Annotated in this window: 14 protein-coding genes; 11 read left to right on the forward strand and 3 right to left on the reverse strand. The window is 65.7% G+C overall.

The window, feature by feature from the left end; translation table 11 throughout:
* Positions 1 to 549: 549 nt before the first annotated feature.
* The 4 genes from ACR4XW_RS12285 (at position 550) to secA (ending at position 12,676) form a co-directional block, all read left to right on the forward strand.
* Positions 550 to 984, forward strand: a complete 435-nt coding sequence (locus ACR4XW_RS12285) for a tyrosine-type recombinase/integrase (RefSeq protein ID WP_434760851.1) — start codon at positions 550 to 552, stop codon at positions 982 to 984.
* 151 nt (positions 985 to 1,135) lie between these two features.
* Positions 1,136 to 7,441 (forward strand): DEAD/DEAH box helicase, encoded by a 6,306-nt coding sequence (locus tag ACR4XW_RS12290; RefSeq protein WP_434760852.1) that lies wholly within the window; start codon positions 1,136 to 1,138, stop codon positions 7,439 to 7,441.
* On the forward strand, positions 7,434 to 9,659 hold the full coding sequence (locus ACR4XW_RS12295) for a UvrD-helicase domain-containing protein (protein ID WP_434760853.1): 2,226 nt from the start codon (positions 7,434 to 7,436) through the stop codon (positions 9,657 to 9,659). The genes ACR4XW_RS12290 and ACR4XW_RS12295 overlap by 8 nt, the downstream gene beginning before the upstream one ends.
* A 95-nt stretch (positions 9,660 to 9,754) precedes the next feature.
* Positions 9,755 to 12,676, forward strand: coding sequence for a preprotein translocase subunit SecA (gene secA, locus ACR4XW_RS12300; protein ID WP_491777827.1), 2,922 nt, complete (start codon positions 9,755 to 9,757; stop codon positions 12,674 to 12,676).
* Here secA and ACR4XW_RS12305 read toward each other — a convergent pair.
* A complete protein-coding gene (locus tag ACR4XW_RS12305) occupies positions 12,654 to 13,208 on the reverse strand; it encodes an Rv3235 family protein (RefSeq protein WP_434760855.1) in 555 nt (184 codons plus the stop codon). The two genes, secA and ACR4XW_RS12305, sit on opposite strands and share 23 nt — an antisense overlap.
* Positions 13,209 to 13,242: 34 nt before the next feature.
* On the opposite strand from ACR4XW_RS12305, the gene ACR4XW_RS12310 reads away from it, so the two are divergent.
* From ACR4XW_RS12310 to ku, 3 genes are read left to right on the forward strand one after another with little or no spacing between them, the layout of a single operon-like run.
* Complete coding sequence (locus ACR4XW_RS12310; protein WP_434760856.1) at positions 13,243 to 14,670, forward strand: wax ester/triacylglycerol synthase family O-acyltransferase; 1,428 nt, start codon at positions 13,243 to 13,245, stop codon at positions 14,668 to 14,670.
* Positions 14,667 to 15,173, forward strand: a complete 507-nt coding sequence (locus ACR4XW_RS12315) for a DUF6912 family protein (RefSeq protein WP_434760857.1) — start codon at positions 14,667 to 14,669, stop codon at positions 15,171 to 15,173. The genes ACR4XW_RS12310 and ACR4XW_RS12315 overlap by 4 nt, the downstream gene beginning before the upstream one ends.
* On the forward strand, positions 15,173 to 15,997 hold the full coding sequence (ku, locus tag ACR4XW_RS12320; RefSeq protein WP_434760858.1) for a non-homologous end joining protein Ku: 825 nt from the start codon (positions 15,173 to 15,175) through the stop codon (positions 15,995 to 15,997). The genes ACR4XW_RS12315 and ku overlap by 1 nt, the downstream gene beginning before the upstream one ends.
* 15 nt (positions 15,998 to 16,012) lie before the next feature.
* Here the strand turns inward: ku and ACR4XW_RS12325 are convergent, their stop codons facing one another.
* A complete protein-coding gene (locus tag ACR4XW_RS12325; RefSeq protein ID WP_434760859.1) occupies positions 16,013 to 16,738 on the reverse strand; it encodes an IclR family transcriptional regulator in 726 nt (241 codons plus the stop codon).
* A gap of 94 nt (positions 16,739 to 16,832) precedes the next feature.
* On the opposite strand from ACR4XW_RS12325, the gene leuC reads away from it, so the two are divergent.
* From leuC to ACR4XW_RS12340, 3 genes are all read left to right on the forward strand, one after another.
* The gene (gene leuC / locus ACR4XW_RS12330) at positions 16,833 to 18,233 is read left to right on the forward strand and encodes a 3-isopropylmalate dehydratase large subunit (RefSeq protein ID WP_434760860.1); all 1,401 of its coding nucleotides are present in this window, start codon (positions 16,833 to 16,835) and stop codon (positions 18,231 to 18,233) included.
* Positions 18,234 to 18,244: 11 nt separating this feature from the next.
* Positions 18,245 to 18,856: a 3-isopropylmalate dehydratase small subunit gene (gene leuD, locus ACR4XW_RS12335; protein WP_434760861.1), complete on the forward strand. Its 612-nt coding sequence runs from the start codon at positions 18,245 to 18,247 to the stop codon at positions 18,854 to 18,856.
* A 68-nt stretch (positions 18,857 to 18,924) separates the two neighbouring features.
* Positions 18,925 to 19,209 carry an HU family DNA-binding protein gene (locus tag ACR4XW_RS12340; protein WP_434760862.1) on the forward strand — a complete coding sequence of 95 codons (285 nt, stop codon included), beginning with the start codon at positions 18,925 to 18,927 and terminating at the stop codon, positions 19,207 to 19,209.
* Here the strand turns inward: ACR4XW_RS12340 and cofC are convergent.
* The gene (gene cofC, locus ACR4XW_RS12345; RefSeq protein WP_434760863.1) at positions 19,178 to 19,993 is read right to left on the reverse strand and encodes a 2-phospho-L-lactate guanylyltransferase; all 816 of its coding nucleotides are present in this window, start codon (positions 19,991 to 19,993) and stop codon (positions 19,178 to 19,180) included. The genes ACR4XW_RS12340 and cofC overlap by 32 nt on opposite strands.
* A gap of 80 nt (positions 19,994 to 20,073) precedes the next feature.
* Between cofC and ACR4XW_RS12350 the strand changes: the two genes are divergently transcribed.
* On the forward strand, positions 20,074 to 21,156 hold the full coding sequence (locus ACR4XW_RS12350; RefSeq protein ID WP_434760864.1) for an NAD(P)H-dependent glycerol-3-phosphate dehydrogenase: 1,083 nt from the start codon (positions 20,074 to 20,076) through the stop codon (positions 21,154 to 21,156).
* Positions 21,157 to 21,170 lie beyond the last annotated feature (14 nt).

Here is a 21,170-nt window from a genome sequence, read left to right on the forward strand (position 1 = left end):
GACGCCGTAACCGGCGGTACGTCTCCTCGCGCAGGCGGCCGGCCTTCTCGTCGGTGAAGTGCGTCTCGGGATGAATCAGGCCAACGGCCGAACCAGGCGGTGACGCGCACATGAGGCACCGTTGCCTGCATGCACAATGAACTCATAAGTCCCGGTTGGGCAAGCGAACTACGTCCTTGGTCCCTCGCCATGAAGGCCATGCGGCTCTCCGAACAGACGATCGTTCTCAGGAACTATCACCTACGCCGCCTCGCACGAGCCGAACTCTCCACAAGTCCTTGGCTGGTTTCGAGACGCGACCTCTTGGAATGGGCAGGCCTGCATGACTGGCGGCGAGAGACAGCCAGGTCTGTGCGTTCTTCTTTGCGCAAGTTCTGGGAGTGGGGGGTGACGACTGGCCGAACCACAGACAATGTCGCTGACGTACTCCCCGTCGTCCGAGCAGAGCAACCACATCCACGACCGGCAGCACCCACCGCGGTGGCTGCAGCCCTACGAATCGCAGATGATCGCCTGTCACTGATTCTGCGACTTGCCAATGAACTCGGGATGCGTCGTGGCGAGGTTGCGCAGGTGCACCCGGAGAATGACTTGGTCCATGACCTGATCGGGTGGTCCTTGGTGGTGCATGGCAAGGGCTCGCGCAAGCGAGTGCTGCCGCTTCCCGATGATCTGGCTCGCATCCTTCGAAATGCGCCGCCCGGTTACCTGTTCCCGAGCCCGCGGGGCGGACATCTGACTCCACATTGGGTCGGCACGCTGGTCTCGCGTGCGCTGGCCGACGGCACAACGATGCATCAGCTCAGGCATCTGTGCGCCACCGAGGTGCACGAACAAACCCATGATGTTCGCCTGGTGCAGGTGATGCTCGGCCATTCATCCCTTGCGACCACGCAGCGCTACCTCGCTGTCGACGACCGTCAGATGCGCGCAGCTATCATCGACCGCTCCCGTCGTTGGGAAGGAGAGCGCACGGTCAACTGACATGCTCAAACCGCATCTTCTCGGTCGAGGCAACTCGCCCAATCTCGCGACGCGGATGAAACCTCAAGGTCACCACGTCCCGCGTCGGCTCAGCCTTCTTCGCTAAGTTGGTCGGCAAGGACGCTGGCGTCCGAGAGAAGGAGTCGCACAAGTGAGTGAGCTGCTGCCCGGCCGGCAAGCCATGCGGTTGCGCGAAGGCCTGCTCGACTACCTCACCACGACCTTCGCTCTGGCTGATACTGACGCTCGTGCTGCGCTCCACGAACTGTTGGACGATGAAACCGAAGGTATGTTCAAGGGTCCGTACCTGCGAACGGGGCTGCCCTTCAAGGCCGCGCCACGTCGCGGCGTTTCACCCCTGGAATGGATGCCGCCCGGGTTCGAGCCCTATGCCCACCAGTACGAGGCCTTCTCACGGCTGACCAGTCTGTACGGCCGCCCGGAACCCACCCTGATCACCACCGGCACCGGCTCAGGCAAGACCGAGGCCTTTCTGCTGCCGATTATCGACCACTGCCTGCGAGCCAAGCGGCAAGGCATCCGGGGTATGAAAGCCCTGATCCTCTACCCGATGAACGCCTTGGCCAACGACCAAGCCCAGCGCCTTGCCCGGATGATCACCCAGCGCGATGACACCGGACACCAACCGCTGGCCTCCATCACTGCCGCCCTGTACACCGGCGAAGCCAACGTGGTGGTTGATGGTCAGGTCATGGGCCCGACCACAACGGTCACCGAGCACGGACTGATCACCGATCGGGCGATCATTCGTGACGATCCGCCCGACATCTTGCTGACCAACTACAAGATGCTCGACCAACTGCTGCTGCGAGCACCTGATCAACTCCTGTGGGAGCTGTCGGCAGATTCGCTCACCTACCTGGTGCTCGACGAGTTCCACACCTATGACGGGGCCCAAGGCACCGATGTGGCGATGTTGTTGCGACGTCTTGGATTGGCGCTCAAATCGTATTGGCCCGAGCGGCACAGTGCTGCCGACACACACAGTGCCGAAGAGTGGAGCCGTGCGCTGGGCAGGATCACCCCGGTGGGAACTTCGGCCACGCTGGGGCCGCGGGATGAAAACCGCGCCGAAACCTCCTCCATCGTGCGCTTCGCCACCCAGGTTTTCGGTGAAAGGTTCGACGACGATTGCGTAGTCGGAGAACAGCGCGTCACGACCGAGGAATTCGAACGAGAAGGCGCCACAGCCGCGGGCGACTCGGTTCCCGCGAGGGTCACTGACGGGCTTGCTGCCGAAGTGCTCGCGCGACTCAGTGAGGACACCGAGCCCTCCGACCTCTGCCGAGTCGTGCTCACTGGCATGTACGAGCAGGTGGGTGACGACGACCTGCGAACGCTGGCCAGGGTGCACCCCTTGGTCCACGCGTTTCTGAACGAAACAGCCCAAGCCCGGCATGTCAATGATGTGGCTCGTCTCATCCCGGGTAACCCCGACACCTTCGAGGTGCGTCGGCAGTTCGTGCTCGCTTTGCACAATGCGCTCGGGCACCTGCGTGCGCGCGGTAACAGCGGCGGTCCCGATCGCCGCATGCCGACGACCGAGACCCACATGTGGGTGCGCGAACTGAGCCGCATCGATCGTTATGCGGATTCGGCCGCTCGATTTCGATGGTCCGACGATGGCCCAACGGTCGCCGCCGAGGACGCAACGACAGCTGGCGGTCCAGCCTTTCCGGCAGTGCACTGCCGGTTCTGTGGTCGGTCCGGCTGGGGGATCGAATTGAGTGCAGTTGGCAACAACTTGGCAGCCAATGATGAGAACGTCCGCCGGCATCACGCAAGCCGAGAAGGTCGCTTCCGGGCTTTGCTGAACACGCGTACCGATACCGAGGCCCCACCCGACAGCGGCCATGCGTGGTTCGATCCGCGCGAAAGGCGACTGATCATCGGTGAGGACATCGATCCCAACGCCGTTCGGGAAGGCCGACTGCTACGCGTGCTCACCCACACCGGTGACGACGCGGACGAGAAATCCAGACGAGACACCTGCCCCAGCTGTGGGCAAGGTGATGCGATCCGCTTCACCGGCAGCGCGATCGCGACCATGATGTCGGTAACCCTCTCGAACATGTTCGGGCAGGCCATGCTCGACGAGAACGAGAAGAAATCCCTGGTTTTCGTCGACTCGGTTCAGGACGCCGCCCATCGAGCGGGGTTCGTCGCGGCTCGCTCGCACACGCTGACCTTGCGATCGGTGCTCCGCGCCGCCGCGGACAGGCCACGGACGCTCCCCGAGTTGGTCGTCAACGCCATCGACCAGGCGGGTGATGACCCGTTCAAGCGCTACCGACTGTTGGCCCCAAACCTCGCTGCCCGCGAGGATGAATTCCGGCCTTTCTGGACCCGAGACGAGCCGCCGGCCAAGCTCACCAAACACGTCCGGCGTCGACTGCAGTTCGCGGCCACTATGGAGTTCGGGCTCAACAACACCTTCGGTCGTACGTTGGAACGCACCGGGGCCATGAGCGTGCATATCGACGCCGACAGCGCCGAGATGTGTGCAATTGCAGGCCAAGTACTCGAGAGCCTCGACCGCCAGCTCCTGCCCGTTAGCGGAGACGACCGAGCCTCGCTGTGGTGGGTCCGCGGTGTCCTCGAACGCATCCGCAATCAGGGCGGTATCTGGCACGAGTGGCTGAACAAGTACATCGAGGAGGACGGGAGCCGGTGGCGGCTGTGGAGCAACCGAGGACGTCCCAAATACATGCCGGCCTTCCCGCCCGGACGATCAGCACCGGCATTTCCACGGGTGGGCGGCAAGAAGATCGACTCATCGAAGGCGTTGCTCGACCCGGTCACCGGCAGCCAGGCCTGGTACGCCCTGTGGGCGGTGCGATGCCTCGGAGTTGATCGGAACACCGGGGGAGTGCTGGCTCGACTGCTGCTCGAGAAGCTGGCCGAAAACAACCTCCTGCGGGCCTTCGAAACCAAGGACGGCGCCACCGTTTACGCTATCGACCCGGCACGGGTCATCGTCTTGGCCACCGACGACGACGACCTCGCCGCAGGTCGCCACACTTTGCGATGTACCGCTTGCCAGACAGAGTTCCCCGTCAGCGTCAAAACCGGTTCGGAGCTGTCGGACGCACCGTGTCTGCACGCCAGGTGTCTCGGCACGCTGACCCTGCATCGCGGCGACCCGAACAACTACTACCGCCGCCTGTACGGCTCGGCGGAAGTGCGCCGGGTCGTGGCACGAGAACACACCAGCCTCCTGGAAACGGGCCAGCGCCTGGCCTACGAGAAGGCCTTCAAACAAAGCCAGGAAGACCCCACCGCACCGAACGTGCTGGTCGCCACCCCCACCTTGGAAATGGGTATAGACATCGGCGACCTGTCCTCGGTCATGCTGGCCTCCCTGCCGCGCAGTGTCAGCAGCTACGTCCAACGCGTCGGTCGCGCAGGCCGGCTCACCGGTAATGCTCTCGACCTGGCCTTCGTGCAGGGTCGCGGCGAGTTCCTACCACGCCTCGGCGACCCGTTGTCGCTGATCAACGGTGCAGTCACTCCGCCGGCCACCTACCTGAGTGCCGAAGAAATCCTGCGCCGCCAATACATCGCACATCTCGCCGACGGCCTGGCCCGGGATGCCGACGCAATCCATCCGCGAACCACTGCCAAGGCCTTGGCCGAACCCACGGGTGGCACCGACACCTTCCTCGACCAGATCATCGAAGCATCCCGCAAGCCCCGCGTGATCGACACCTTTTTGAACGCCTTCGCCGTCGACGGTGACGCCAACGACACCATCCGCCGCGATGCTGCCAAGGCGCTACGGGAGTGGGCCACCCCGGCCGCCGACGGTTCCAGTGGACTGGTCGCAACGATCGGTTCGGCGGCCCAACGCTGGCGTGCCGAGCAGCAAGAACTGGAAGACCGCCTGCAAGAGTTGGTGGAAACTCTGCCTGATCTCGAAGCCAGGCAGCAGGACAGCGAGGACGACGCGCGGGCACTCAAAGAAGCCCGTTCCGCACAACTGGTCGTCGAGAGGCAACTCGCCGAGGCGCACGCCGATTACTGGATCTCGGCCTTGGAACGGATTGGGTTGTTGCCCAACTACTCCCTGGTTGACGATTCGGTCGAACTCAACGTGACTATGAGTTGGATCGACACCGACACCGGTGAATACCACTCCGAGAACGCCGACTACTCCCGGGCAAGCGCCAACGCATTGCGCGATTTCGCCCCGGGAGCATCGTTCTATGCCGGTGGCTACCGAATCAGCATCGATGCCGTCGACGTCGGCCACGACGCCTCGTCGATCAGAGGGATGCGTCTGTGCCCGCACTGCGGCTACAGCCACCCCAGCGATGACGCACCCAACATGTGTCCTCGCTGTAAGAAGCCCGGCATCAACGACATCGGGCAATGCTTCGACACGATCGAACTGAACCGGGTGTCGGCATTCGTCCGCCGTGACGATTCCCGGATCGACGATGCCGAGGATGACCGGCTGCGAACAAGTTTCGTGATCGTCACGGCCGCCGACCTCGACCCGCATGCCATTCAGCGTCGCTGGTACACCACTGACGGCCTGGCGGTGACGTACCTCAAGGGCATGGACGTGCGCTGGTTCAATCTCGGCCCGCGACGGCACACCTCGCAACAAATGACGATCGCCGGTGGCACCGCTTCTGGTCCCCTGTTCCGCATTTGCGAGGGCTGTGGACACCTCGACCGCACAAGTCGGGCCAATGCCAAAGAAGAGCACCGGCCTTGGTGCAAGCACAGGCACAGTCACGAGGAGCACACGCGTTCGGTATTGCTCACTCGCCGCCTCACCACCGAGGGAGTCACGCTGACCTTGCCACAGCGACTGGCCTTCGGGGACGACGTTTTCGCCATCCCGAGTCTCACCGCCGCGATCCTGCTCGGTTTGCGCGAGAACTATGGCGGCGCCCCCGACCACCTCGACGTGGCCTTCGTCACCGATCCGCACCTCGATAATCGTGCCGCGCTGCTGCTCCATGACTTGGTTCCCGGTGGCACCGGATATCTGGCCGAACTCGCCGACCCACACGAGTTGTGGCAAGTTCTCGTATCGGCCCTATTACGGGTGCGGGACTGCCCCTGTGCCCAGGAGGGACGTTTGTCCTGCCACCGTTGTCTGCTCCCGTTCGCAGCCCCTCACGCCCGCGACGTGACCTCACGGATCGCCGCCGAACGGCACCTACGCTCCCTTTTGGGTATCGCCGACAGCGACCCTCCGCAGAATCCCGGCTGGAGCATCACCGAAGATGCGCCAACCTCGGACCCGTCGGGCGAATCCTGGCTCGAAGAGAGGTTCCGAGTTGCTTTCCTCGAACTCGCCGAACGGCTGGGCGGCACCATAAAACAAACTCCGAGCTACTCGGGGGGCAACAGCATCACGGTCTCGCTGGGGAGCCGAACCTTCCGCCTGCAGCCCCAAGTGCATGTGGCGAATTCCAAACCGGACTTCGTGCTGTTCAGCGAAGGCCTGCCCGATGTGGTTATTTTCACCGATGGATGGCAGTTTCACGCATCGCCCAAGAACAACAACATCGCCGACGACGCCGCTAAACGACGCATCCTTCGACAAAGCGGCAAAATCGTGCTCGCTATTACAGCCCACGATCTGGATCTTCATGAATCCGGCACCCCCGTACCCGCTCCGGCTTGGGTCAACCCGCAGATGACGCAGCGCCTCAACAGCGAACCGACCATGCAACACACCGCTGCCGCGCGGGACGCCCTGTTGCGTGGTCCCATGGAGTTCTTGGTCGCTTGGATGCAACGGCCCGACCCCGACAACTTGGAACGATTCGCTCGTGCAGCCGCGACATCGGTTTTCGCAACTGCGGCAGAGTCCGGAGCCGGTACGGCCGACGACGTCTCTGCGCGAGCGCGCGCGATGCTGGCAGCACCGTCCGGCGAAGCGGTGAGTACTTGGCGTCGAGCCAACCTTGCAGTTGCGGTGCACATCCCGAAACGAGGTTCGGTCCGCGTCGTTGCCCTGCTCGATGACACCGTTGCCCTTGCTGCTCCGGAATCGATGGAAGCATGGCGCGAATGGTTGCGACTGGGCAACGTGCTCGCGTTGCTGCCGGACTCGACCGTGGCGGTCGACGCGCTTTCACGAATCTCGACCTTCAGGGCCGCTCCCGTCCCGGACGTTGAACGCGTCATGGATCGAGAAGTGGCGATTGAATGGCAACCAGTGGCCGAGGAGTTCGAAGGCGAAACCCCCGAGACTCTCAACCTTATTGTCGAACTCAGCCGAACCGGTATCACCCCCCCGAATGAAGAGGTCGGGTATGAGATCGATGGCATTCCCTTCGACCTCGTCTGGAGTGATCGCCGCATTGCCGTGCAGATGGACCCCACCCCCGGTCTCGACATCGGAGGTTGGCACATCATCGCCCCCGATGCGTCTCTGATAGCGGCCGCTTGGAAGGAACACAAACATGGGTGAGAGCACCATCATCTATCCCAAGCAGGACCGACTGCTGGACTCTTCGATCAAGCAGAAGGCGTACACCTTTCTCGAGAAGCTTGCCCAGGACGACAGCATGCCCGGCTTGAACCTCGAGAAGATCAAGAACGCCGCCGATCGCAGGGCCATGTCCGGCCGGGTCGACCTGCAATACCGAGCGCTGCTGTTCAAGCTTTCGACGCCGGACATCACCGCCTATGTGGTGCATGGCATTTATCCCCACGACGACGCCTACAAGGTGGCCGAGAAAGTCGTCCTCGACACCAACCCGGTCAACCTTCTGCCCGAGTTCCGTGAGGTCGACATCCAAGCACCCAAGGCGGTGTACAAGCAGCCTGCAGGGGAAATGGCATCTTTCACCCCGCCACCGCTGATCCCCTGCAGTGCAGAGGACCTGACAGTTTCGCTCGGGATCCCACCCGCAATCGCGCAACAAGCGATCGCGCTGACCAATGAAGACGCGTTGAACACTTTCGTGGCTCCACTACCGGAATGGCAGGGACTGGCGCTGCTGTTGCTGGCAGCCGGGGAGAAGATGTCCCAGATCCAACAGGAACTGGAACTGCTGAAGCAGCCCATGAGTCATGAGGAAGCGGCTGCCCGATTCGCCGATCCGAAACCGGCTGGTGACCAGGAACTACTCGACAGCTTCGATCAACCCAGCGCGCGTATGGGGTTTGCGAAGATCGGTGGGGCCGAGGAATTGCGCCGGGTGATCATGGATCCGGATTTCAGCGCCTGGCGCGTCTTCCTCCACCCGCAGCAGCGCCGTTGGGTACGAGGGGATTGGAAGGGGCCCTACCGAATCGCCGGAGGTGCCGGCACCGGCAAGACCGTGGTGCTGATGCACCGTGCCAAACGGCTTGCCACCCTAAGGCCCCAGGCATCGATTGTCGTCACGACGTTCACGACCAACCTTGCCGCCGAACTCAGCAAGAATCTGGAGCGACTTGACCCCGACCTGAAGCTGACCGATCACGTGGGCGGAGAAGGCCTTCACGTGAAAGGCATCGACGCACTTGCCCGGGCAATCGTGCAGTCGGCCGGGGCCGACATCAGTGCCGCCGTAGCGGACGTACTCGGGGTGGGGCGCACCGACCTCAAGGGTCGCAGCAATGATTTGGATGCCGATGCCACATGGCGGCAGGCGGTACTGCGCGCTGGGCAGAACTTGGCCGAGCACCTGCGCAAACCGGCCTTCCTGCGGGCCGAGTACGAGATGGTCATCCTGCCGAACCGGATCACCCAGGTGAGTGAGTATCTCAAGGTGGCTCGCACTGGCCGCGGAGTTCGTCTGTCAAGATCTGGACGCAAAGCCGTTTGGGCCGTGGTCGAGGCCTATCGCAGCGCGACGCGCGAGACCGGCACTTTGGACTATGCCGAAGCTGCGTCGATCGCAGCGGCCCACCTCGAGCGCACCGGAGAGCGCCCGGTGGACCACGTGTTGGTGGATGAAGGCCAAGACTTCAAGCCCTGCCATTGGCAGTTGGTCCGTGCCCTCACACCCGAGGGCCCCAATGACATTTTCATTGCCGAGGACGCCCACCAGCGCATCTACGGTCATCGGCTCGTGTTGTCGGACTACGGCATCAAGACTCAGGGACGGTCACGTGGTCTGCGCCTCAACTACCGCACTACAGCGCAGAATCTGGCTTGGGCTGTAGGGGTGCTCACCGGACAAGAAGTTGTCGACTCCGACGGTAATGCTGAGTCCATGGCCGGATACCGCTCCGCGCGTACCGGGCCCGAGCCGACTGTGCGGTCCTTCCGAACAATCACCGAAGAGCTGGACCATGCCGCAGAGTTGATCGCCGGATGGGTCAGCACCGAGGACCTACCGGCCGAGAGCATTGCCGTGCTCGTACGTGACAAGGCCACCCGCGAAAGAGTGGTTTCCGGACTGGCGGAGCGCGGTGTGGAGATTCGGGCGTTGGATCGGCAAGCGGCCAAACCCGGTCACCCGGTAGCGCTGACCATGCACCGGGCCAAGGGCACCGAGTTCGCGCGGGTCCTGTTGTTCGGGCTCAGCGCTGACTCCATGCCCATGGGACTGACCACCTATGACTACGACGAACAGGATTTTGCCGAGGCGCAGTTGCGCGAAAGGTCGCTGCTCTACGTGGCGGCCTCGCGCGCCCGCGACGAACTGGTGATCAGCTACAGCGGCACGCCCACCGAACTCTTGCCCGACCAGTGAAACCTTTGACGGTGCGGTAGGTTCACCGCGCACCGCCTAAGATGGTCGGGTCAATGCCGTCGCCGGCGCACGCAACACAGGGAGCACGATCGCACGTGGCCTTTCTCGACAAGCTGCTCAACTTCGGTGAGGGGCGCGTTCTGCGCCGCCTCGAGGGATACGCCAACCGGGTCAACTCCATCGAAGAGGACTTTCTTGCGATGGACGACGACGAGTTGCGCGGTCAGACCGCCGACTTCCGGCAGCGCCTCGAAAACGGCGAACCGCTCGAAGACCTGCTGCCCGAGGCCTTCGCCACCGTCCGCGAGGCCTCCCGCCGGGTGCTCGGCAAGCGGCACTTCGACGTCCAGTTGATGGGCGGGGCCGCGCTGCACCTGGGCAACATCGCCGAGATGAAGACCGGTGAGGGCAAGACCCTGGTCGCCACCCTGCCGTCCTACCTCAACGGGTTGACCGGCAAGGGCGTGCACGTGGTCACGGTCAACGACTATCTGGCCGAGTACCAGTCCGAGCAGATGGGCCGGGTGCACAAGTTTCTCGGCCTGGAAACCTCCTCGATCCTGTCGCGGATGACCCCGGCCGAACGCCGTAAGGCCTACGCCGCCGACATCACCTACGGCACCAACAACGAGTTCGGTTTCGACTACCTGCGCGACAACATGGCCCACTCGCTGGCCGACTGCGTGCAGCGGGGCCACCACTTCGCGATCGTCGACGAGGTCGACTCGATTCTGGTCGACGAGGCCCGAACCCCGCTGATCATCTCCGGCCCCGCCGAGGACAGCCACCGCTGGTATCCCGAGTTCGCCCGGATGGCCGAGCGGATGAAGCGCGACACCCACTACGAGGTGGACGAGAAGAAGCGCACCGTGTCGATCCTGGAACCGGGCATCGACATGGTCGAAGACCGCCTGGGCATCGACAATCTCTACGAGTCGGCCAACACCCCGCTGATCTCGTACCTGAACAACGCGATCAAGGCCAAGGAACTGTTCGCCAACGACAAGGACTATGTCGTCACCGGTGAGGGCGAGGTGCTGATCGTCGACGAGCACACCGGACGCACCCTGCCCGGGCGCCGCTACAACGAGGGTCTGCACCAGGCGATCGAGGCCAAGGAAAAGGTCGAGATCCGCGACGAGTACCAGACGCTGGCCACCATCACCTTGCAGAACTACTTCCGGATGTACGACAAGCTCGGCGGCATGACCGGTACGGCCAAGACCGAGGAATCGGAATTCCAGAAGATCTACGGTCTGTCGGTGGTGCAGATTCCGACCAACCGGCCGATGATCCGCGAAGACCTCGGCGACCTGATCTTCCGCACCGAGGAGGCCAAGTTCGACGCGATCGTGGCCGACGTGAAGGAACGCCACGACCGCGGCCAGCCGGTGCTGATGGGTACCGCCTCGGTCGCCAAGTCCGAGGTGCTGTCGGCGATGCTGAAGCGTGCCGGCGTGCCGCACAACGTGTTGAACGCCAAACACCATGCCTCCGAGGCCGACATCGTCGCGCTCGCCGGACGCAAGGGTGCGGTCACGGTGGCCACCAACATGGCCGGCCGTGGTACCGACATCATCCTCGGCGGTAACGCCGAACACCTCGCCCACCAGAAGCTGCGCGAGTCCGGCCTCGACCCGCTGGAGGATCCGGAGGCCTACGAGGCGGCCTGGCCCGACACCCTCGCCGCCTTCGAGGAACAGACCGCTGTCGAACACGAGGAGGTCGTCGAACTCGGCGGTCTGTACGTGATCGGTTCGGAACGGCACGATTCACGACGGATCGACAACCAGTTGCGCGGTCGATCCGGCCGTCAGGGTGACCCCGGCGAGAGCCGTTTCTACCTGTCCCTGGGCGATGACCTGCTGCGTCGCTTCCGTCCCGAGGTGATCGAGTGGGCGCTGCGCACCTTCCGGGTGCCCGACGACCAGCCGCTGGAGGACAAGTCGCTGTCGAAGGCGATCCAGAACGCTCAGAAGCAGGTCGAGTCGCAGAACTTCGAGATCCGCAAGAACATCCTCAAGTACGACGATGTGATGAACCGGCAGCGGCATGCGATCTACAGCGACCGCCGCAAGGTGCTCGAGGGTGCCGATGTCGAGGCCCAGATGCGCCAGGCGGTCGAATCGACCGTCGCCGGCGTCGTGCGCCAACACACCCAGGGCTTCAGCGAGGACTGGGAACTCGAAACGCTGTGGACCGAGATGGCCACCTTGTACCCGGTCACCCTCAAGCGTGCCGAGTACGAGGACACCGACATCAGTCCCGAGGAACTGATCGAGGACTTCCAGGCCGACGCGATCGCCGCCTACGACGCCCGCGAGGCCGAACTGGGCGCGGAGAACATGCGCGAGCTGGAACGCCGCGTGCTGTTGACCGTGCTCGACCGCAAGTGGCGCGAACACCTCTACGAGATGGACTACCTGCGCGAGGGCATCGGCCTGCGCGCGATGGCCCAGCGCGACCCCCTGGTGGAGTACCAGCGCGAGGGCGGCGACATGTTCAACGCGATGATGGCCGCGCTCAGCGAGGAAGTCGTCGGCTACCTGTTCAACCTGGAGGTGCAGGTTCAGCAGACCCCGGCCGAGCAGGTGCAGGTCGAGGTGGACGGCGACGGCAAGCCACTGGACGCAGCGGCACTGGCGGCCCTGGTGGCCTCCGGCGCCCGGGCGGTGAGCGAGGACGCACCGAAGGCCAAGGCAACCGCCGGGGCCACGTCGAAGTCGGGCGGTACCGGCTCGAAGAGCAGCAGTTCGGCGTCGAAGGCGGGCACCGCCGTCGCAACACCCCCGACCCAGCCGACCCTGCAGGCCAAGGGCCTGGAGACCAAGGAACGGCCGCTGGCCTACTCGGCCCCCGGCGAGGACGGCACCGCAACCCGTACCGGCGGCCCGTCCGCCGGATCCGGCAACTCGAAGCCGAAGTCCAAGGCCGACGATCCCTACGCCGGCGTGGGCCGCAACCAGCCCTGCCCGTGCGGATCGGGCAAGAAGTTCAAGATGTGCCACGGACGATGAGGCTCAACTCCGGGCCCATCTCCACCGCACAACACAGCCACCGCTGATCGCGCCGCACCAGTTGCAGCGCGATGGCACCCGATCGGTCGCGGTCGTGTTCGACCCGCACGCCGACCTCGATCACCCCCGGGGAGGGTTGCTGAACACGCACCGTGGCCACCCGCACGGGTCGGCGGCGACGCCGTCTGGCGATCACGTGCAGGGTGGCGACCACCGGCTGGGTGGCCCAGCGTTCCAACTGGGTGGCCGGCCGCCGTCCGGCCAGCACCTCGACGACCGCATGACTGACCCCGCGGGCCAACTGCCAGGCCGGGTCGGCCCGGGCGGGTCTGGGTGGGTCCGAGGGCCGGGAAGTGCTGTCGGGCAACAACTCCAGCATCGGCTGATGGTGTGGCGCCGGTGCCGGCAGGCGGGGCACCGGCAACGGGTCGGGACGGTATTCGGGGGCGGGACGGGTCACCAAGGTCATGTACCGACCGTGACGCACCTCGGCCCCGGAACCGTCCTCGGCGACCCGCCAGCCTGTGGACAACCCCGAAATCTGTGGACAAGGTAACCTGTTTCACATGCCCGACCGCCTCAGCGCTCGCGAAATCTCCCTGCTGGCCGCCGACTCCCAGCACACGCCGGTTCATGCCGCGTCCCTGGATGTGTTCGAGGCTCCCCACGATTTCACGATGGACCGGGTGGTGGACCTGATCTCCGACCGGCTGGCCTACGTGCCCCGGTACCGAAAACTGGTGCGCACCGTGCCGGCCTCGATCGCGGCCCCGGTGTGGGTCGACGACGAGGACTTCGACCTCAGCTTCCACGTCCGGCGTTCCGCCCTGCCCAGGCCCGGCACCGAACAGCAACTGCTGGAGTTCGCCGGACGGGTCGTGGCCCGCAAACTCGACCACGACCGTCCGCTGTGGGAGGCCTACCTGGTCGAGGGACTGCAGAGCCCCGATCCCGATCGGCAGCGTTTCGCCCTGGTCACCAAGACCCACCTGGCCCTGGTCAACGGCGTGGACGATGTCGACCTGTGCCAGGTCCTTTTCGACGACACACCACATGTGGAACCGCTGATCGGCGGGGAATGGCGGCCCGAATCCGAACCGTCCTCGGGTCAGTTGCTGGTTGACGCGGTGGTGGAGGCCTTCGTCGACCCGCGCAGTGCGGTCGACACCGTGAAACGGCAGGCCACCGAGGTGATCGGCCTGGCGGTCAACGTCGGCGAAGCCGTCGGTGGGGTCGGCAGCGTGCTGTCGGAGGTGGCCGGCAACCTGCTGCGCGGTGGCCGTGCCCCGGTCGATTCACCCCTGTCGGGGTGGGTGAGTTCGCAGCGCCGGGTGGCGGTGGCCGAGATCGATCTGGAACAGGTCCGCGCCCTGCACGAGGCGCATCAGGTCACCGTCAACGACATCGTCTTGACCGTGCTCACCGGGGCACTGCGCCTGTGGCTGACCGGCCGTGGTGACGAACGCCGCCGTGATCTGGTGGCGATGGTGCCGATGAGCGTGCCCGACATGGACGGCCAACCGACCTCACTGGGCAGCCGGGTCGCCCCGCACCTGATGACCCTGCCGCTGGGGGAGGCCGACCCGCTGATGCGGCTGCACCAGGTCGCCTACGGCACCCGCGCCCACACCGACACCGGACGCACCGTGGGTGCCCGCGATCTGATCGACATCGCCGGCTTCGCCCCCGGCACCCTGCATGCCCTGGCCGGCCGGGTGGCCGGTGAGGTGATGCGCCGCCAGCACGATGTGGTGGTCTCCAACGCCCCCGGGCCCCAGCGCGCGCTGTATGCCGCCGGCGCCCGCCTGATCGCCTCCTACCCGGTGCAGCCGCTCAGCCCCGGACACCTGCTGGCGATCGGCGTCACCTCGTACCAGGGCCGGATCTTCATCGGCTTCACCGCCGACCGTGACCAACTCGGCGATGTCGACCAACTGGCCGCCTGCGTGCCCGAAGCCGTGGCCGAGCTGCTCGCCACCCAGGAGTCGCAATGACCGTCTTCGTGCCGTGCACCGTGCGGCTGGCCCAGAACTGGCGCGACGAAGGCATCCCGCCCACGGTGACCGGCTATGCCGCGACCGTGCCGATGCTGGAGGCTCATGGCTTGGAACCGGGGGAGGAAGAGGAGGGCGACTTCACCGCCCTGAACTATGCCGCCACCGCCGCCCTGTCGCTGTGGGCGCCGGGGGATCGTCGCCTGGTGCTGGCGATCGGCCGCGAGGCGCGGCCCACCGTCCCGCGTGGTATGTCGCAGACCACCGCGGTCGAGGTCGGTGCGGTACAGGTGGCCGATGCCGAGTGGCGGTCGGTGAAAGCGATCTTCGCCGACGAGCCGGCCGCTGCCGACGCGGTGGTGGCCGCCCATGATGCGCTGGCCGGACGAAGCTGGCCCGACGCCTGGGAGGAACCGGCCATCGACGATCTGGTCACCGGGTTCGACCTGCTTTGGTACGTACCGGGGGAGTTGGACGCACTCGCCGAGGAGGGGATGAACTGATGCCACGTTCAATGTGGAAGGGAGCGATCACCTTCGGCATGGTGACGATCCCGGTCAAGCTCTACAACGGCACCGAGGCCAAGGACATCTCGTTTCGGCAAGTTCACGAGGATGACGGGGGACGGATCCGGTACAAGCGGGTCTGCGAGGTCTGTGGCGAAGAGATCGAGTACGCCGACATCGCCAAGGGCTACGAGGCCTCCGACGGTCGGATGGCGGTGCTGACCAAGTCCGATCTGGATGAACTGCCGCTGCCGACCGCCAAATCGGTGGACGTGCTGGCCTTCGTCGACTCCGACCAGATCGACCCGGTCTATTTCGACCGCACCTACGTGTTGGAGGCCGATGGGCCGGGCGCGAAACCGTACGTCCTGTTGCGCGATGCGATGATCTCCTCGGGCCGCGATGCGGTGGTCAAGATCGCGATCCGCACCCGCGAGTCACTGGCACTGATCAGGGTTCGCGACGAGGTGCTGGTGCTGCAGACGATGTTGTGGCCCGACGAGGTGCGTGATGTGTCCTTCGCGGCTCCACCCGAGGAGGTCACCGCCACCAAGGCCGAGGTGAAGATGGCCGAACAGTTCATCGAGGCACTGGCCTCGGAGTGGGAGCCGGAGAACTACACCGACAGCTACCGCGAGGCGGTCGAAGAACTGGTCGAGGCGAAACTCGACGGGGTCGAACTACCCAGCGGCGAGGCGCCGGCCGAATCCGAGGTGGTCGACCTGGTGGCCGCGCTGCGCGCCTCGGTGGAGGCGGCCAAACAGCGCCGTGCAGAAGAGGCCGAGGCCGCGAAGAAGTCGACCAAGAAGGCCGCCAGCTAACCTCGGCCGACGCGATTACCGTTCGGTGGCGTTGCGGCGCAGTACCTCGCTGAGCCGCTCGGCAGCGGCGATCACCGCGGGGGCGTGCTGGCGTCCGGGTTGACGACTGAGCCGCTCGATCGGGCCCGACACGCTGACCGCCGCGATCACCTTGCCCGAGGGGGAGCGCACCGGGGCCGACACCGAGGCCACGCCGGCCTCGCGTTCACCCACCGACTGGGCCCAGCCGCGGCGTCGCACCGCAGCCAGCGCGACCGCGGAGTAGCGGGAGTTGCGCAGGCCGCGTTGCATTCGGTCGGGTTCCTCCCAGGCCAGCAGCACCTGGGCGGCCGACCCGGCGGCCATCGTCAGTTGGCTGCCCACCGGCACGGTGTCGCGCAGGCCGGACATCCGTTCGGCGGCCGCCACGCAGATCCGGATGTCGCCCTGGCGGCGGAACAGTTGTGCCGATTCGCCGGTGATGTCGCGCAACCGGGCCAGAACCGGGCCGGCGGTTGCGAGCAGGCGGTCCTCACCGGCCGCGGCGGCGAGTTCGGCCAGCCGGGGGCCGAGTACGAAGCGCCCTTGCAGGTCGCGCGATACCAGGCGATGATGCTCCAGAGCCACCGCCAGCCGATGCGCCGTGGGGCGGGCCAAACCGGTCGAGCTGACCAGGCCGGCGAGGGTGGCCGGACCGGTTTCCAAAGCACTCAGCACCAGGGCCGCTTTGTCCAAAACGCCAACACCGCTAGAGTTGTCCATAAGCTGATATTGCCGTCCCAGCATGTGATACGCAAGTCGGGGGAGCAGAAACAGTCGAAGATTGTCCGACAGGACAACGGACGGAAGGTCATCCATGGGCAAGACGCTGATCGAGAAGGTGTGGGACGACCATGTCGTGCACTCCGCGGCAGGGGAACCTGACCTGCTGTACATCGACCTCCACCTGGTGCACGAGGTCACCAGCCCGCAGGCCTTCGACGGTCTCCGCTCGGCCGGCCGCCAGGTGCGCCGCACCGATCTGACCCTGGCCACCGAAGATCACAACACCCCCACGATCGACATCAACAAGCCGATCGCCGACCCGGTCTCGAAACTGCAGGTCGACACCCTGCGCGCCAACGCCGAGGAGTTCGGCGTGCGCATCCACAGCCTCGGTGACATCGATCAGGGCGTGGTGCACATCATCGGCCCGCAGCTGGGCATCACCCAGCCCGGGATGACCGTGGTCTGTGGCGACTCGCACACCGCCACCCACGGCGCCTTCGGCGCGATCGCCTTCGGCATCGGCACCAGCGAGGTCGAACACGTCCTGGCCACCCAGACCCTGCCGCAGGCCAAGCCCAAGACGATGGCGGTCAACGTGGTCGGCGAACTGCCCGAGGGCACCACCGCCAAGGACCTGGTGCTCGCCCTGATCACCCAGGAGGGCACCGGCGGCGGCCAGGGGCACATCGTGGAATACCGCGGCCCGGCCATCGAGAAGATGTCGATGGAAGGCCGGATGACGATCTGCAATATGTCGATCGAATGGGGCGCCAAGGCCGGCTTGGTCGCCCCCGACCAAACCACCTTCGACTACCTCCAGGGTCGCCCGCACGCTCCGACCGGCGCCGACTGGGACGCCGCGGTGGAGTACTGGTCGTCCCTGCGCAGCGACGACGACGCCGTGTTCGACAAAGAGATCACCCTGGACGCCGCGACACTGACCCCCTTCGTCACCTGGGGCACCAACCCCGGTCAGGGCGCACCGCTGGGCGATGTCGTGCCCGACCCCGCCTCCTTCGACGATCCGGTCGACCGGGCCGCCGCCGAACGGGCCCTGGAATACATGGACCTGAAGGTCGGTCAGCCGCTGCGCGAGATCAAGGTCGACACCGTCTTCGTCGGCTCCTGCACCAACGGTCGGATCGAAGACCTGCGCCTGGCCGCCTCGGTGGTCGAGGGCCGCAAGATCGCCGACGGTGTGCGGATGCTGATCGTGCCCGGCTCGGCCCGGGTGCGCCTACAGGCCATGGAGGAAGGCCTGGACAAGATCTTCCTGGCCGCCGGTGCCGAATGGCGCGAGGCGGGCTGCTCGATGTGCCTGGGCATGAACCCCGACCAATTGGCCCCCGGTGAGCGTTCGGCCTCCACCAGCAACCGCAACTTCGAAGGTCGCCAGGGTAAGGGTGGCCGCACCCATCTGGTGTCCCCGGCCGTAGCCGCCGCCACCGCAGTCACCGGCACCCTGAGTGCCCCGGCCGACCTGAACTGAGGATTACTGACATGGACAAGTTCACCACCCACACCGGCACCGCGGTTCCGCTGCGTCGCAGCAACGTCGACACCGACCAGATCATCCCGGCGGTGTACCTCAAGCGGGTCACCAAGAGCGGTTTCGAGGACGGTCTGTTCTCCGCCTGGCGCCAGGACCCCGACTTCGTGCTGAACCAGCCCGAGCGCGCCGGTGCCACGGTGCTGATCGCCGGGCCCGACTTCGGTACCGGGTCGTCGCGCGAACACGCGGTCTGGGCGCTGCAGAACTACGGCTTCAAGGTGATCATCGGTTCGCGCTTCGGTGACATCTTCCGCTCCAACTCCGGCAAGGCCGGTCTGTTGATCGCGGTGATCGACCAGTCCGAGGTCGAGAACCTCTGGCAGGCCACCGAGGCCGACCCGGCCCTGGAACTGACCGTCGACCTGAAGGCCCGCACGATCACCGCCGGTGACCGGGTGATCGAATTCCAGATCGACGACTACACCCAGTGGCGTCTGTTGGAGGGCTTGGACGACATCGGGCTGACCCTGCGGCACGAGGACAAGATCGCTGCCTACGAGGCGAAGCGTCCGGCCTGGAAGCCCGCCACCTTGCCGGTGAAGGTGGCCCCGGTCGACTGAACGACAACCGGCCCGAATACAGTACCTTCACGGACGATAACCCTGCGGGAGTCAGCGAGGAAGGTATCGTGAACAAGGCCGAGTTCGTCAATGAGTTGGCAAAACACTTCGAGGGCAACAAGGCACGGGCGGCCCGTGTGTTGGATGTCGTGTTGGACGAAATCATGACCCAAACGGCCGAACACGGTCACGTGGGCATCGCCCGATTCGGTGTCTTCGAGGTGATCGACCGTCCCGAGCGGGTGGTGCGAAACCCGCGCACCGGGGAGCGAAAACAGGTGCCGGCGGTCAAGGTGCCCCGATTCCGTCCCGGATCGGCCTTCAACGAGCTGGTCGACTCCACCACACGCTGAGAACCCGATCGCCGTCCACGGCGGCGTGGACGCGTTGACCCGGGGCGATGCGGTGGAGTTCACCTTTCGATCCCGCGGTCAAGGACAGGGCGATTCCGTCATCGGTGACCGCACGGTCATCGGCGAGGACGGTGATCGGTCGGTAATCCGCCGGGAGGCCGGCCTCGGTGAGCAACCTGCGGCTGTGCTCACCCAACCCATGGCAACGCCGCAGTTCCTCGATCGTGTCGATATCACAGCGGGCCCGCGGCGGCAGATCAACCTGTTCCGCCCCCGAGGCCAAATGCCGAGCCGCCGAATCCGGCCCGAACAGTGGCGCCAAGGGCACCGAGCGGGCCAACAGCATGGTGGTGCCCACTCCGGAGAGATCGGCCACGAACCACGTCCCGGGCCCATCACCGGTGGCCGCGAACAACTCGTCGACATCGTCCGGGGTCAGCCCCGGAATGTCGGCGACCGCCGCCAGTACCGCTTCGGCCCCGTGCTCGGTGGCCCATGCCGCACCATGGCGCAGGGCCTCGTTCAGACCGGGACGGGCATCGGCGATCACCGTCACCGGGTGGGGGCAGCCGGCCCGGTGCACTGCTCGGGACAGCTCGGCCTGCAGGGCGGGCTGATCGCTGACCACCACCACCGGCAGCCGGTGGGTCAGCGCGATCACCGTGTCGGTGGCCATCGCCAGCACCCACTGCTGACGCAGTGCAGGATGCAGGTCCACCATCCGTGATTTCGCGAACCGCAACTCCTTGAGCGCGACGACGGCGATGGTGGCTGGCTGACTCATGTGCGTGATGGTGCCACACCGAACCAGCACCGGCAGAGCCCACGCTCTAGGCTGGGACTTCGATCGAGGAGGTTGCACACATGGCGTTCCCCACCAGCGGGGCCTGGCCGGCCAATTGGCCCGCCCCCACCTGGGCCGAGAACATCGGCCGTGGCGCGGCCGGGGACGTGGCCGTGCTGGGTGCCGGCTCGTGGGGCACCACCTTCTCGCTGGTACTCGCCGACGCCGGCCACCGGGTGCGGCTGTGGGCCAGACGCGCTGATGTGGCCGATGAGATCAACCACACCCACCGAAACGGGGCCTACCTTCCCGGCGTCGACCTGCCCGAGACCATCACCGCGACCACCGACGTCACCGAAGCTGTCGCGGGCACCTCGATGGTCGTCCTGGCCGTGCCCGCCCAGGCCCTGCGCGCTCAACTCACCACCTGGCTGGCCGACGGCCTCGACTTCGGCGACTCACTGATCCTGAACCTGGCCAAGGGAATCGAAGAAGGTACCCGGGCCCGAATGACCCAGGTGATCACCGAAGTGACCGGCGTGTCGCCGGCGCGGATCGGGGTGTTGACCGGCCCGAACCTGGCCCGCGAGATCGCCGAACGCCAGCCGGCCGCCGCGGTGATCGCCGCCGGCAGTCACGACAACGCAGTGGCCATGCAGCGTGCCTGCCACACCGCCTGGTTCCGGCCCTACACCAACACCGACGTGGTCGGCTGCGAGGTCGCCGGCGCCACCAAGAACGTGATCGCCCTGGCGATCGGGATGGGCCAGGGCGTGGGGGCCGGTCACAATGCGATCGCCTGGCTGCTCACCCGGGGCCTGGCCGAGGTGAGCCGCCTCGGCGAGGCGATGGGGGCCGACCCGCTCACCTTCGCGGGTCTGGCCGGGATGGGTGACCTGATCGCCACCTGCTCCTCACCGCTGTCGCGCAACCGCACCTTCGGCGAACACCTGGGCCGGGGGCACTCGGTCGACGAAGCCATCCGCGAGAGCCGCGGGGTGGCCGAGGGGGTGCGCACCTGCGGCTCGGTCAAGGCACTGGCCGAGGATTACGGGGTCGAGATGCCGATCGTGCAGGGGGTGCACACCGTGCTCACCGAACAGGTCACCCCGGCAACGATGGTCGAGTTCGCGATGGGGCGAGCGTTGCGTAGTGAGCGTTGAGGACGGCTACAGTG

Source organism: Pseudenemella bisphenolivorans (assembly GCF_051133435.1).
Lineage (GTDB): Bacteria > Actinomycetota > Actinomycetes > Propionibacteriales > Propionibacteriaceae > JAAYAO01.

What these genes read in the sequence shown, in the direction of transcription:
- ACR4XW_RS12325 (WP_434760859.1), bottom strand. Translation starts at nt 16,738, where the DNA reads ATGGACAACTCTAGCGGTGTTGGCGTTTTGGACAAAGCGGCCCTGGTG.
- ACR4XW_RS12315 (WP_434760857.1), top strand. Translation starts at nt 14,667, where the DNA reads ATGACCGTCTTCGTGCCGTGCACCGTGCGGCTGGCCCAGAACTGGCGC.
- ACR4XW_RS12310 (WP_434760856.1), top strand. Translation starts at nt 13,243, where the DNA reads ATGCCCGACCGCCTCAGCGCTCGCGAAATCTCCCTGCTGGCCGCCGAC.
- leuD (WP_434760861.1), top strand. Translation starts at nt 18,245, where the DNA reads ATGGACAAGTTCACCACCCACACCGGCACCGCGGTTCCGCTGCGTCGC.
- ku (WP_434760858.1), top strand. Translation starts at nt 15,173, where the DNA reads ATGCCACGTTCAATGTGGAAGGGAGCGATCACCTTCGGCATGGTGACG.
- ACR4XW_RS12285 (WP_434760851.1), top strand. Translation starts at nt 550, where the DNA reads ATGCGTCGTGGCGAGGTTGCGCAGGTGCACCCGGAGAATGACTTGGTC.
- leuC (WP_434760860.1), top strand. Translation starts at nt 16,833, where the DNA reads ATGGGCAAGACGCTGATCGAGAAGGTGTGGGACGACCATGTCGTGCAC.
- cofC (WP_434760863.1), bottom strand. Translation starts at nt 19,993, where the DNA reads ATGAGTCAGCCAGCCACCATCGCCGTCGTCGCGCTCAAGGAGTTGCGG.
- ACR4XW_RS12295 (WP_434760853.1), top strand. Translation starts at nt 7,434, where the DNA reads ATGGGTGAGAGCACCATCATCTATCCCAAGCAGGACCGACTGCTGGAC.
- ACR4XW_RS12350 (WP_434760864.1), top strand. Translation starts at nt 20,074, where the DNA reads ATGGCGTTCCCCACCAGCGGGGCCTGGCCGGCCAATTGGCCCGCCCCC.